General features: G+C 39.1%; 10 protein-coding genes. 2 read left to right on the top strand and 8 right to left on the bottom strand.

Going from position 1 to position 12,650, the window contains the following annotated elements; genetic code table 11:
• Nucleotides 1-61 precede the first annotated feature (61 nt).
• From B2W36_RS16815 to thrA, 5 genes are all read right to left on the bottom strand, one after another.
• Nucleotides 62-1,258 (bottom strand): MFS transporter, encoded by a 1,197-nt coding sequence (locus B2W36_RS16815; protein ID WP_293888830.1) that lies wholly within the window; start codon nucleotides 1,256-1,258, stop codon nucleotides 62-64.
• Nucleotides 1,259-1,324: 66 nt separating this feature from the next.
• Nucleotides 1,325-2,512: a class I SAM-dependent rRNA methyltransferase gene (locus B2W36_RS16810; RefSeq protein ID WP_293888828.1), complete on the bottom strand. Its 1,188-nt coding sequence runs from the start codon at nucleotides 2,510-2,512 to the stop codon at nucleotides 1,325-1,327.
• A 163-nt stretch (nucleotides 2,513-2,675) separates the two neighbouring features.
• The gene (gene thrC / locus B2W36_RS16805; RefSeq protein WP_293881921.1) at nucleotides 2,676-3,983 is read right to left on the bottom strand and encodes a threonine synthase; all 1,308 of its coding nucleotides are present in this window, start codon (nucleotides 3,981-3,983) and stop codon (nucleotides 2,676-2,678) included.
• Nucleotides 3,984-4,116: 133 nt separating this feature from the next.
• Nucleotides 4,117-5,073 (bottom strand): homoserine kinase, encoded by a 957-nt coding sequence (locus tag B2W36_RS16800; protein WP_293882015.1) that lies wholly within the window; start codon nucleotides 5,071-5,073, stop codon nucleotides 4,117-4,119.
• An 87-nt stretch (nucleotides 5,074-5,160) separates the two neighbouring features.
• Nucleotides 5,161-7,608 (bottom strand): bifunctional aspartate kinase/homoserine dehydrogenase I, encoded by a 2,448-nt coding sequence (thrA, locus tag B2W36_RS16795; protein ID WP_293881919.1) that lies wholly within the window; start codon nucleotides 7,606-7,608, stop codon nucleotides 5,161-5,163.
• A 535-nt stretch (nucleotides 7,609-8,143) separates the two neighbouring features.
• Here thrA and B2W36_RS16790 point away from each other — a divergent pair.
• Together B2W36_RS16790 and B2W36_RS16785 are read left to right on the top strand one after the other, a co-directional pair.
• The gene (locus B2W36_RS16790) at nucleotides 8,144-8,725 is read left to right on the top strand and encodes a C40 family peptidase (RefSeq protein WP_209581483.1); all 582 of its coding nucleotides are present in this window, start codon (nucleotides 8,144-8,146) and stop codon (nucleotides 8,723-8,725) included.
• Between the two features lie 107 nt (nucleotides 8,726-8,832).
• Nucleotides 8,833-9,345 (top strand): phosphoribosyltransferase family protein, encoded by a 513-nt coding sequence (locus B2W36_RS16785; RefSeq protein WP_209581480.1) that lies wholly within the window; start codon nucleotides 8,833-8,835, stop codon nucleotides 9,343-9,345.
• A gap of 9 nt (nucleotides 9,346-9,354) precedes the next feature.
• Here the strand turns inward: B2W36_RS16785 and B2W36_RS16780 are convergent, their stop codons facing one another.
• The 3 genes from B2W36_RS16780 to B2W36_RS16770 all read right to left on the bottom strand — a co-directional run bounded on the left by B2W36_RS16780 (nucleotide 9,355) and on the right by B2W36_RS16770 (nucleotide 12,610).
• Nucleotides 9,355-10,821, bottom strand: a complete 1,467-nt coding sequence (locus B2W36_RS16780) for a LysM peptidoglycan-binding domain-containing protein (protein ID WP_293888826.1) — start codon at nucleotides 10,819-10,821, stop codon at nucleotides 9,355-9,357.
• A gap of 185 nt (nucleotides 10,822-11,006) precedes the next feature.
• Nucleotides 11,007-11,204, bottom strand: a complete 198-nt coding sequence (gene tatA, locus B2W36_RS16775) for a twin-arginine translocase TatA/TatE family subunit (protein WP_209581473.1) — start codon at nucleotides 11,202-11,204, stop codon at nucleotides 11,007-11,009.
• A gap of 92 nt (nucleotides 11,205-11,296) precedes the next feature.
• Nucleotides 11,297-12,610, bottom strand: a complete 1,314-nt coding sequence (locus B2W36_RS16770) for a murein hydrolase activator EnvC family protein (protein WP_293881875.1) — start codon at nucleotides 12,608-12,610, stop codon at nucleotides 11,297-11,299.
• Nucleotides 12,611-12,650 lie beyond the last annotated feature (40 nt).

Here is a 12,650-nt window from a genome sequence, read left to right as displayed (position 1 = left end):
TACTGGATATTCGCTCGCTATTTTTAAAAGACGACACAATTGCTATTGTTTATTTTCAAGTTTAAATCTCTTTGTATTGCGTTTTTTGTAGATCGGGAAGAAAATAAGCTACAATACCGATCAAAGGAAGATAAGAACATAAGTGATAAATAAACTCGATAGAAGTGTGATCTGCCTGCCAGCCTAGCACAGCTGATCCTATTCCGCCCATTCCAAATGCAAAGCCGTAAAATAAACCGGAAACCATGCCTAGTTTTTTCGGCAATAGCTCCTGTGCATAAACAATAATCGCTGGAAAAGCTGATGATAAAATTAATCCGATCATGACGATCAATATCCCCGTCATGGTAAGTCCTACGTAGGGTAAAGCCAATGCAAATGGTGCAACACCAAATACAGAAAACCAGATAACATATTTTCGGCCAAATCGATCGCCGAATGCTCCTCCTAATAGGGTTCCGACAGCAACTGCAATAAGAAAATAAAAGAGATAAACCTGGGCTTCTACTTCACTAATCCCAAATTTTTTAATGGTATAAAACTGAAAGTAATTTGTGATACTGGCGATATAGAAATATTTTGATACGATCAACAATAGGAGGATAATCACAGTCATGACGATCCGCCCATTGGGTAAATCTGGCACGCGTATCGCTCGCTTGGTAGATTTAGCTGTATTTCGAAGCCTTTCTTTATACCAACTTCCGATATAATAAGATATAAATTGGCCAATGATTGTGAATAGGCACATCCATGCGATTGCCTGCTGCCCTCTCGGTAAAATCAAAAAAGCGACAATAATTGGGGCCATAGCTGTCCCTGCATTTCCGCCGATCTGAAAAATAGATTGTGCCATACTCCTTCTTCCACCTGACGCCATGTAAGCGACGCGAGACGACTCGGGATGAAAAATTGAGGATCCAACCCCAACGAGAAAGACTGAACATAAGATCCATTCATAACTATTTGCTTTTGAAAATAAAAGCATACCAAGGAGAGAAAAAGACATTCCGATAATCTGCGAATATGGAACAGGATGTTTGTCTGTAAATGAGCCCACAACAGGCTGGAATATTGATGCTGCTATCTGATAAACCATTGTGATCATTCCAACCTGCGAAAAGCTCAGATGATGTTCTTCTTTGAGCAAGGGATATGTCGCTGGTATCACTCCCTGAATCATGTCATTCAAAAGGTGCACCATGCTTACGGCAAATAAAATAGAAAAGATAGGTCTACTCGATTTTTCTTGTATCATGACGTTGTTCAAAAATTAAAAAGGTTGGTTTTCGCAAACCAACCCAAATTATCTTCATGTAATAAATTATAATACGCGGACCAACAATCCTTTCAGATATTCTCCTTCGGGAAAAGAGGCTCGCACAGGATGGTCCTCAGGTTGATGAAACTGTCTGATAAACTGAATTTCCTTACCTGCATCCAACGCTGCCCAAGCAAGCACTTGTTTGAAGGTATCCATATCCATCGCGCCTGAACAAGAAAAGGTTGCTAATAAACCACCACTATTTAACAACATCAATCCACGGCGGTTAAGATCTTTGTAGGCTCGAGATGCTCTTTCCAAGGCTGATCGTGATGGTGCATACTTAGGCGGGTCCAAGACTATCATATCAAATTTTTCACCCGCATCAATGAATTTGCGTAATTGCTTGTTTACATCCGCCAATATTGCTTTATGTCGACTGGGTTCAAATTCATTTTCAACAATATTCTTTTCCAGGGTTTCAATAGCTAGTGCAGAGCTATCTACGGAAATGACTTCTGATGCCCCGTTTTTCAGGCTATTCAATGTAAAGCCACCAGAATAGCAAAAACAATCCAGGACTCGCTTATTAGAAACGTAGTTGGCTGTCAGCTGACGGTTTTCTCGTTGGTCGCAATAGAATCCGGATTTTTGTCCATCAATAATGTTCACCTTATAATGGATACCATTTTCGACAACGTCAACAAATTCTGGTGGAAGTTCTCCATACAAAAGCCCATTGGTGTCGGGTAGTCCCTCATGTTCACGGGATTTCAGATCGCTACGTTCATAAATTCCTTTTGGCTGTAGCAAAGCATTCAATTCGTCGATAATAATTGATTTAACTTTTTCAAGTCCAACTGCGTGAACCTGAATAGATATAAAATCTGCATATTTATCTGCAATAAGTCCAGGAAGAAAATCTGCTTCAGCAAAGATTAGACGAACAGTATTCGTCACGTCTTTCTGTAATAGGTGCTGTCGTGCCGCAACAGCCTTTTGGACGCGTGAACGCCACCACGCTGCATCAATCGGCACTTGAGGATTCCATTCTAACAAACGAATGGCCACGCGCGAGCTATTGTGAAATAGCCCATAGGCAATAAATTCACGTTCAGCATTGTAAACACCAACAACTTCGCCATCCTCAATTTTATCGGACAATGATTTAATTGCTCCAGAAAATACCCAAGGATGCAATTGCCACGCAGCTTTATCCTTACCCTTATTCAAATAAACTGATTTCATTACTGCAAAATTAACGTATTAATTCGACATCATGACGAAACTTTCTGGATAAAACCTCGCTCTTTGTCAACACGTCATACTTTTTTTAAATTATTCCTTCCGTGTAAAAGAACCGCTATTTGTGAATGAAAGCAAAAAGGGCTCCGAAAGGAGCCCCCAGCATTTAATTATGGTTGATTAGATATTTTTTGAATGCTTCAAAATCGACTTTTAAAGGTTCAGCTAACTTTTCCTTTCCTTGCAAAGCTTCTGCTCCTTTAGGCAGAACTATCTTTTCAAACACATCTACAGCGATTGCATCAGGGAATTTGCAGGGATGAGCAGTAGATAAGAAAACCGAAGCATAGTGACCAGGATACTCATTTGCATAGGCACGAGCGCCAAGCCATGCGATTGCTGTATGTGGACAGGCGATATAGTTCGATTCTTTAAATAACTTCTGCATTCCTCTTTCTGTTTCTTCGTCTGTAAAAGTATAAGAAGATAACATACTTTTTAATTCGTCCACATCTCCTCCAAAGATATCCTGTATACGAACCCAGTTGCTCGGGTTTCCGACATCCATTGCATTGCTCAATGTTTGTACTGAAGGCAGCGGTTCATATTTGCCTGATGAAAGAAATCTAGGTACGGTATCATTTACATTTGTTGCCGCAACAAAATGTTTGACAGGTAGCCCCATCTTATAAGCTAATAGGCCTGCCCCAATATTACCAAAATTACCACTCGGTACTGTAAATACGACCTCATTGATTCCTTGCGACTTTAATTGCGCATACGCATAAAAGTAATAGAATGTCTGCGGGATCAATCGTGCTATATTAATTGAATTAGCTGAAGTCAACCGTAAGACAGCATTCAGTTCGGGATCATTGAAAGCCTGTTTCACTAATGCCTGGCAATCGTCAAATGTACCTTCCACTTCAATTGCACGAATGTTTTGTCCATTCGTAGTCAATTGTAATTCCTGAACCTCGGACACTTTACCTTTGGGGTATAAGATGGTTACACGCGTTCCCTCAACACCCAAAAATCCCAAGGCAACAGCTCCACCAGTATCGCCAGATGTCGCAACAAGCACATCCAGTAATTTATCATCCGTCTTCGAAAAATAACCCATCACTCTGCTCATAAACCGGGCACCAAAATCCTTAAAGGCGTAAGAAGGTCCATGGAAAAGTTCGAGCACAGCTGTGCTGTCGGTCAAGAATTTTACGGGAGCATCAAAGTTAATCGCGTCGTTCACGATTTGTTTTAAATCTTCTTTGGGAATATCATCCCTCAAGAGCGTGTAAGCGACTTCAAATGCAATCTCCTGTAAAGAATGCTGCTGAATATTCTTAATAAATAATGGATCCAATTGAGGGATCGCTTCCGGCATATACAACCCTTTGTCTGCTGGTAGCGAATTGAAGACCGCATCTTTAAAGGAAACTTCTAATGTTTTATTATTTGTGCTATAAAATTTCATATGTAATATTCTTTTTTTTTTAAGGCCATATGAAACATCCCGTTTTAATTTGAATTGATATTTTCACATGGATATTTCACTTTGTTATCTTTTTAAGAGGTAAATATGAATTAACCTTAGATTTGATAGACCGCTATGCTGTAAATAACTTTTGATCTAATATTCGGGGGCCTTCTACATTGACACGGGAAACGTATCCAAAACTATCAATTTCATTTTCTTTGAGATGAGTTTGAATTTTGTCTGCGATATCCTCTGCTATTTTCTCGTCTCGTGTTATTGCCACAACTGATGGTCCAGAGCCAGAAATACCGAAACTTAAGGCACCGTGTTTTAGAGCAATCTCTTTCATTTCATAAAATTGAGGGATTAAAATAGCTCGCGTCGGTTCGATAAGAACGTCTTTCATGCTTCGCGCAAGGAGATCATAATCTTCTTTGAACAAAGCAGCTACCAATCCCGCGATATTACCCCACTGGGTGACAGCGTCTTTTAATAGTACTTTATCTTTAATAAGTTGTCTAGCGTCGCGTGTGGGAACATCGACCTGTGGAAAAACGACTGCAGCAACGAGTTCTTTAGGCGAAGGAATGGAAATCACATCCAAAGGTTCATTTCCCCGAATTAGCGTTATGCCTCCATAGAGTGCTGGTGCCACATTATCAGCATGTCCCGTACCACAGGCCAAGCGCTCGCCTTCGACACAGAATGGCAATAATTCTTCTTTTGTCAAGGGGTTACCCAGCATGGCATTGATGGCAAAAAGCCCTGCCACGGTGCTGGCTGCGCTAGAACCTAAACCCGATCCGATAGGCATATGTTTATGTAATTCAATTTCCACACCGACCTTTGAAGAAATATTCAGAGCCTGTAATAAATACTGAACGCAGGCAGAAACGGTATTTTTACCTGGATCAAGGGGCAATCTTCCATCGTCGCCTGTTATTTTACGAATAGTTACCCCGGGTTGTGTAGTGCGCCGCATGACCACCTCGTCGCCTGGCGCCTCAACCGCAAAGCCCAGTATGTCAAAACCACAGATCATATTGGCGACAGTTGCAGGTGCAAAGACACGAACTTCGGACAGCATGCTGTCTAAATTTACAATCTTATCTTTCAGATACTCTACATTTAAATTATTAGCCATCATGTAATTGTTATTTTCCTTGAATCGTTTTTATGCTCCAACATTGACTAAATCGGCAAATACACCCGCAGCTGTTACTTCAGCCCCAGCCCCCGGACCTTTTACTACTAAAGGACGTTCTTTATAGCGCTCTGTTGTAAATGATATAATATTGTCACTACCCGATAATGCATAGAAAGGGTGGTTTTCATCAACAAACTGAATCGCAATGGATACTTTTCCATTTTCCAATTTTCCGATGTAGCGTATTACTTTATTTTCATCTTCAGCTTTCTTCTTCATGCCTTCGAAATAGTCATTTTCGCGCTGCAATTCTGCGTAAAACGCATCTACGGATTCAGCTTTCAAACATGCCGGCGGAAGTATTGAACCCAGGTCTACGTCCTCGGCTTCCACAGGATATCCGGCATCCCTAGCTAATATGAGCATTTTACGCATAAAATCTATACCGCCTAAGTCGTCCCTTGGATCTGGTTCAGTATAGCCTAGTTCCTGTGCCTGTTTAACAACATCATAAAAAGAAGCATCAGCTTTAAAATTGTTGAAGATATACGAGATTGTTCCAGATAAAATAGCCTCTATCTTGACAATACGATCACCACTCAACATCAAGTCTTTGAGTACGCGGACGATAGGTAGTCCCGCGCCTACGTTTGTCTCATAAAAAAAGTCCACACCGTGTCGATGAGCGGTATCGCGTAGTGTTTTATATTGCTCATACTTACCTGAGTTCGCAATTTTATTGCAGGTGACGATCGAAATATTGGATTTAAAGATGTCTTCATAATAGGTAGCTGGTAATTTGCTCGCGGTATTATCTATAAAAACACAGTTTGGCAGATTGAGTGCCTTCATACGTTCAATAAACAAGGCCAAGTCTGATTCAGTTCCATTTCTGTCGAGTTCATTAGACCAATTATTTAAATCAACACCTTCGGTATTAAAAAGCATCTTACGGCTATTCGAAATTCCGACGACTTTAATTTCGATATCGTTTTTATCCAGTAGGAAATCATGTTGACTTTCCAGCTGTTTAAATAAAGTTGCGCCGATGTTGCCCGTACCAATATTAAACACATGAAGGGTTTTCTTTAGCTCGGCAAAAAAAGCGTCGTGTACAGCGTTAAGCGCCTTCGCCAGATCTTCCTTACCTATAATAACAGATATATTGTATTCAGATGAGCCCTGTGCTATAGCGCGAACGTTAATGCCATTCCTCCCTAGCGCGGCAAATAATCGACCGGACATACCAGGTGTCTTTTTCATATTTTCGCCAACGATGGCCAAGACTGAAAGGTTATCTTCAATCGCTGGAACGATGAGCTTATTGGCTTGGATCTCCAATTCAAACTCCACTTCGATTAATTGTATCGCGCGTTTGGCGTCAGATGGGTTTACAGCAAATGTGATGCTATGTTCGGAAGATGACTGCGTAATTAACACAACATTGATTTGCTCTCTAGCCAATAAAGTAAAAAGCCTTCCGCTAAAGCCCGACTTGCCGATCATGCCTGAACCACTTAGATTGATAACCGAAATATCCGATATAGAGGAAATTCCTTTTATTGGTAGCGCTGTTTTGCCGCTATCAAACTGAATGACGGTTCCGGAGAAATCAGGCTCAAAGGTATTTCTAATAACAATCGGAATTTTCTTCAAGAAAGCAGGGATCATGGTAGGAGGATAAATCACCTTAGCACCAAAGTAAGACAATTCCATGGCCTCGGTATATGATAAAACAGGTAAAGAAAAAGCTTTTTTTACAATGCGTGGATCCGCGGTCAACATGCCATTTACGTCTGTCCAAATTTCAATAGCTGCCGCGTTTAATATGGATCCGAAGATAGCTGCTGTATAATCTGAACCGCCTCTTCCTAGAGTGGTAATACGACCGTTTTCGTTACTACCGATAAAACCCGTCACAAATAATAATTTATCGCCATGTGATATGTATAGTGATTTCACCAATTGCTCGGTCAATGTTTCATTTAAATGCGCATTACCAAAGTTCGAATCAGTTTTCACATAGTGAGAAGCATCCACAAATAATGATTCTGGAACATATTGTTCCATCACTTTAGATACCATATAATTCGAACAACGCTCGCCGTAGCTTAATATCAAATCTTTGCTTTGATAGCTCAGCTCTTTTAGTGCAAAAATTCCTTGAAGAAGATCTTCTATTTCATTAAAAAATAATTTCAGCTTTGTAAATACAGGATTTTGATATTTCACAGCCAGAAGTTCTTTCACTACTGTAAAATGCCTATCTTCCAAGGATTTCAGTCCCTCTGAAAAGGATTTTCCTTCTGCAGCGTCCTCAGCTAACTGCGTAAGCAAATTTGTCACACCCGACATAGCTGACAACACAACCAACGGTTTTTCCTTTGCATCATAAGATTTTTTCACGATGCCCAGGACTGCCTTTAAGCTTTCTACTGTACCGACTGATGTGCCTCCAAATTTTAAAACTTTCATGCTACTTTATACTGTTTGTTTAGATTGATGATTTTACGATAAAAAAAGAAGCGCTTTCCTGTTTTGAGGAAAGCGCTTCTAAATATTGTGTCTACAATTATATACAACGAAACTACTTCCTCCTGAGTCTTATCCCGGTGGTAATAATAATCGACGTAATAATTGAAGTTGTGTTCATTGCTTTTAATTATGTTCTGTAAATATAGAACAAATATTATCACTTTACCAAAGAAAATTAATATTTTTTTTAAGATTCACAATAGTAACCTCATTGAGGTGGTATTTTATCATCACATAAGTACGCTAAAATAGCGTAGGTGCTATCCTTAATAAATACGGAAACGCACCAGATAAAATCGTTCTTAACAAGTATAAATACATCTTTGAAGATGTTAAAATTGTTAAAATTTCGTTAAATACGTGAAAATAAATTTGACCTTAAACTGTTATTGTATTATATTCGCAACAGTGCTGTCCAAAATAGATGACAGTATTCAATTTTTAAAAGTTAAATGTTGTACAAAAAAGCGATTTAATGAAAACAAAGAAATTTATAGCGTCAATGCTATTTATCGGCTTATGTCTAGTGTCGCAGGCACAAACCAACAGAAACTCCAAACCAGAATCAGATCCTGACAACTTAGCGAAGGAATACTTTTCACAAATCATGGGAGTTGCAGTATCAGCAACCACAAACACCAAACTTTATCAATTTGTTTATGAATGGCTAGGTACTCCTTACCGTTTAGGAGGAGATTCAAAGAGAGGCATTGATTGTTCAAAATTTTCTTACGAATTATACGACAAAGTGTTCAACACATCGCTGGGGTATAATAGCAGAAATCAGTACTCTCAAGTAAAAACTGTCGAAAAGAATGAACTTAAAGCTGGTGATTTGGTATTCTTCAAAATTAGAAGTAGAAGTATTACCCATGTAGGGGTTTATATCGGAGATAATAAATTTGCACATGCATCTTCTAGTAAAGGTGTCATGATCAGCAACCTAGATGAGCCATACTGGCGACGTTATTACTACAATGGAGGTCGTTTACCAGAAGATAATAGAACGCTTACTGCGGAGATAATCAAAGCAGAAAAAGATAATAAATTGAATTAATAGGATTAGATTCACTCTCTGAAAGTCCAAAGCGTTTAACTCGTTTTGGACTTTTTTTATACAATATAATATCCTATTTTTACCCAATAATCATTGGAAATACTATTATGTCTTCAAAGAAAACCCTCATCTTAAATAAAGAACAAATAAAACAAAAATCTATTCGGATTGCCTATCAAATATTGGAAGACAATTTTGAAGATGAAACGCTCGTATTGGTAGGTATTGCTGACCGGGGCTATGTATTTGCTCAACGTCTTCAAGCAATTTTGCAGGACATTTCAGACAAAGAGATTCTATTGATTAAGGTCACAATGAAGAAGACCAGCAGGTCATTAAGCGCAAACACAGACTTAGCTGTTGACATTGCAAAAGACAAGACGATTATCCTTGTTGACGATGTACTCAATAGTGGCAGGGCACTAGCTTATGGGCTGGGTGTATTTTTGAATGTACCGTTAAAAAAAATGAGAACTGCTGTATTAATTGATAGAAGTCACCATAAGTTCCCAATATTTAGCGATTACTATGGTACAAAGCTTTCTACGATATTACGGGAGCACGTAACTGTTACGCTCGAAGAATTTGACAATGAAGAGGATGCAGCATGGTTAATTTAAACCATGCTGTTATTTTTTTGAGACTTTCAATTTCATACCTGGTTTTATCCGGTTTCCGCTCAAATCGTTTTCACTTTTAAGCCGGCCCACTGAAGTACCATTTTTATCTGCAATCTCAGATAATGTATCGCCTTTCTTTACGACATAGTAAGCTGTACGTGTGGTGTTGGCTACATGCTGCTGGCTTTTCTTTGCAGATCGTTCTGTATTACGGGCTAATTTTGTATTTACAAAATCATCCTTCTTTTTTATTATTAGGTTTTGTCCAGGAACAATTTGATTGCCGCGCAGATTATTCCAGGATTTTATATCCTGAACTGTCACGTCAAACTTATCAGCAATGGAAGCGAATGTTTCGCCAACTTTCACTTTATACTTTCCATTGAGTAGGGTCTGCACTATGTTTTCATTTTGGATTGCATTTGACGGGGCGACTGGCGTATTAAGTGCTGCATACAACTCTTCTGTAGCAATTTTCTTGTCCACTACAGGTAACACTAACCGCAATGGGGCATCCTCGGTACCATTTAATACATTCTTCTTAAAACTAGGATTTAATGCGCGTAATGTTTCTTTAGACACCTGTAATGCATCTGCTATTTGGTTCAATGATATCCGCTTATTGATATCCAAGATCTGCGTTCTTAATGAAAGTTCGGTATCTGCCGCATTGATATTATTTTCATCTGCATACTTCATCGCATAGGTCATAGCGATAAATTTCGGGATATAGTTTTGAGTTTGTTGTGTCAAATAAGGTGCAACATCCCAAAAAGTTGCCTTCTCCTTTCCTGAGCGCTGAATTGCACGGCTAACAGCTCCTTTACCGCCGTTATAGGATGCTATCGCTAATAGCCAATCGCCGTATTCCTCATAAGCCTCTTTTAAAATCTTTGCGATTGCATAGCTGGAGGCGATCGGATCCATACGCTGGTCGGTATAACTGTCTACTGTAAGGTGATAAGTTTTGGCTTCGTAATACATTAACTGCCATAAACCTGTCGCTCCTGCACTGGAAATATCGCGCGGATTTAGGGATGATTCAACTACACTAAGGTATTTGAGTTCGCGTGGCACACCGACCTCATCCAAAATTTTATCAAACAATGGAAAATAGTATTGTCCTAATCCCATCATTCTACACATATAAGGATTATAATTGTCTGAGGTGTATTTCGCCACCAGCTCTTTCACTCGAGGCGAGTAGTCTAGTGGGACCTCTCGTTCTATTGCCTTCAATTTCCGAACCAGCTGTATATCTTCGTCTGTTATTTCCGAATGCTGCTGTCCGTTATTCCCCGTAGATTTTATACTATCTAGGTATTGGTAAATCTCCTGTTTTTCCTTTTCGATGCTTTTTTGAAAGAAGTTTTGAGCTGCTTCTTTCATACCTTCTACAGCGCTTTCTTGGGCCTTAAGTGGCAGCACAAAGCATACCCCTCCTAGTAATGAAATTAACGCCTGTTTTCCGATCATAAATTTACTGTTAAATCCGAGTTTGATTGATCTACTGAAAAATCAACAATAATCTAAACGCTTAGAAATGGGTTTTAGTATAAAAATGGTTTTCGCCCTATTCAGCTTTAGGTCGAGTATAAAACAAAATACGATTTTGCTCCTCGCAAAATCGTATCCATGCTATAATGGGATCTAAACTTCCCTTATTTATTATCTTCTACCTCAGTTTTTTTCTCTGTTGGAGAGTCCTCTTTTTGGCCATCTTTAAATTCCTTAACGCCCTTACCCAACCCGCGCATCAATTCGGGAATCTTCTTGCCACCAAATAATAGTAACAATATTACTACAATGACAATTAACTCTTGCCCCCCGATTCCCATGATTAATAATGATGTTGACATAACTATAATTTCTTGTTTTTCAATTCTTTTAAACTAAATTTCTCGCTCTCCTTACAAATGTAAGGATAATTATTAAATATAGTAATTATTTCTTATCTAGCCAACCATGACATCGGGTTAAGTGGTGTCGTTCCCTGTAACACAGAAAACTCTACCATCGGAACCCCAGTATCTGAGTCGACATCAGCTGTTCCTATGGTTTGTCCTGTGCTTATTTTTTGTCCTTTTGAAACATTTACACCTGCCAAATTCATATACACTGTAAAGTATTCCCCATGTTTAATCATGACAATACGCTGTCCCATCATTGAAACTATACTTAACACTTCTCCATTAAATACTGCTTTCACAGCTGCACCGCTCGACGTTTGAATTTTAACCGTCTCATGATCCCAATTGACGTTTCTACCAACACTTTCTGAACCAAACTCTTGCATGATCTTCGCATTGGAAACAGGCCAAGGTAAACTACCGCGATTAGATCTAAAATCATTCGAAAGTTTAACAGCTTCCGGTGTGCTGCGCAAGATCTCAGAATCTGATTTTCGCGCAGTATTGCTGCTTTTTGAACTTGCGGCATTTTTATTTTTTGTATTCGTTGTAGGCTCATTTGCTTTACGATTTCGCTCAGCTGCAGCTTCAGCCGCACGGCGCGCAGCCTCAGCCCGGCGACGTTCAGCCTCAATCTCCCTTCTAATGATTTCCTTAATGGCTGCATTGATACGACGCTCCTCTTTTTGTTTTTGCGTAATATCTTTTTTCACGCCACGCTCTGTAACGATCAATTCACTTAATTGCCCTGAATAAACGGATCTTTGTTGCGATATGGTTCTCTTCTCATTTTCCTGCTCTTTCATTAAAGCAACCTGTTTGTTGCGGTCAGCTTGCAACTGAGCAATTTTCTGTTCAATCTGCTTCTTGGTATTTTCGATGTCGGCAGCTTTCAGCTTTCTAGAATCGTTGAACTGTTGTAAATATTTTACTCTTCTAAACCCTTGATTGAAATCTTTCGATGCAAAAATAAACATCAATTTATTGTATGCATTCCGATTTCTGAAAGCAAACATAACCATTTTCTCATAGTCACGTTTCATCTTCTCCAATTCAGCCTTTAATTTACTCACTGCAGCCGTATTGGCATTAATATGTCTATTAATCACAGCTACTTCGGAAGTAATGGTATTTATCTTCTGCTCGCGCAAATTAATCTGCTTACTCAATGCTGTCACTTGTTGTTGGGTCAATGATTTTTCTTTTGCAATTTCTTTGACCGTATTTTGTAATTCAGCAATTTCACGATTGAGCTTCTCACGTTGCTTTTCAAGTTCAGCTCTAGTTTGCGCCGATGAAATCCCAATCATGAATAGGAAAACAGCTATACCAAGTATTGTCTTTTTAAAGTTCATTTACAGTACTATTTTTTTGTGTTTGCCATCTTTCTAACTT

This window comes from Sphingobacterium sp. UBA3549 (assembly GCF_002376635.1).
Classification (GTDB): domain Bacteria; phylum Bacteroidota; class Bacteroidia; order Sphingobacteriales; family Sphingobacteriaceae; genus Sphingobacterium.
This window is presented reverse-complemented; position numbering and strand designations above follow the sequence as displayed.

What these genes read in the sequence shown, in the direction of transcription:
- thrC (WP_293881921.1), bottom strand. Translation starts at nt 3,983, where the DNA reads ATGAAATTTTATAGCACAAATAATAAAACATTAGAAGTTTCCTTTAAA.
- B2W36_RS16800 (WP_293882015.1), bottom strand. Translation starts at nt 5,073, where the DNA reads ATGCTGTCCGAAGTTCGTGTCTTTGCACCTGCAACTGTCGCCAATATG.
- B2W36_RS16815 (WP_293888830.1), bottom strand. Translation starts at nt 1,258, where the DNA reads ATGATACAAGAAAAATCGAGTAGACCTATCTTTTCTATTTTATTTGCC.
- B2W36_RS16790 (WP_209581483.1), top strand. Translation starts at nt 8,144, where the DNA reads ATGAAAACAAAGAAATTTATAGCGTCAATGCTATTTATCGGCTTATGT.
- B2W36_RS16810 (WP_293888828.1), bottom strand. Translation starts at nt 2,512, where the DNA reads ATGAAATCAGTTTATTTGAATAAGGGTAAGGATAAAGCTGCGTGGCAA.
- B2W36_RS16770 (WP_293881875.1), bottom strand. Translation starts at nt 12,610, where the DNA reads ATGAACTTTAAAAAGACAATACTTGGTATAGCTGTTTTCCTATTCATG.
- B2W36_RS16780 (WP_293888826.1), bottom strand. Translation starts at nt 10,821, where the DNA reads ATGATCGGAAAACAGGCGTTAATTTCATTACTAGGAGGGGTATGCTTT.
- tatA (WP_209581473.1), bottom strand. Translation starts at nt 11,204, where the DNA reads ATGTCAACATCATTATTAATCATGGGAATCGGGGGGCAAGAGTTAATT.
- B2W36_RS16785 (WP_209581480.1), top strand. Translation starts at nt 8,833, where the DNA reads ATGTCTTCAAAGAAAACCCTCATCTTAAATAAAGAACAAATAAAACAA.
- thrA (WP_293881919.1), bottom strand. Translation starts at nt 7,608, where the DNA reads ATGAAAGTTTTAAAATTTGGAGGCACATCAGTCGGTACAGTAGAAAGC.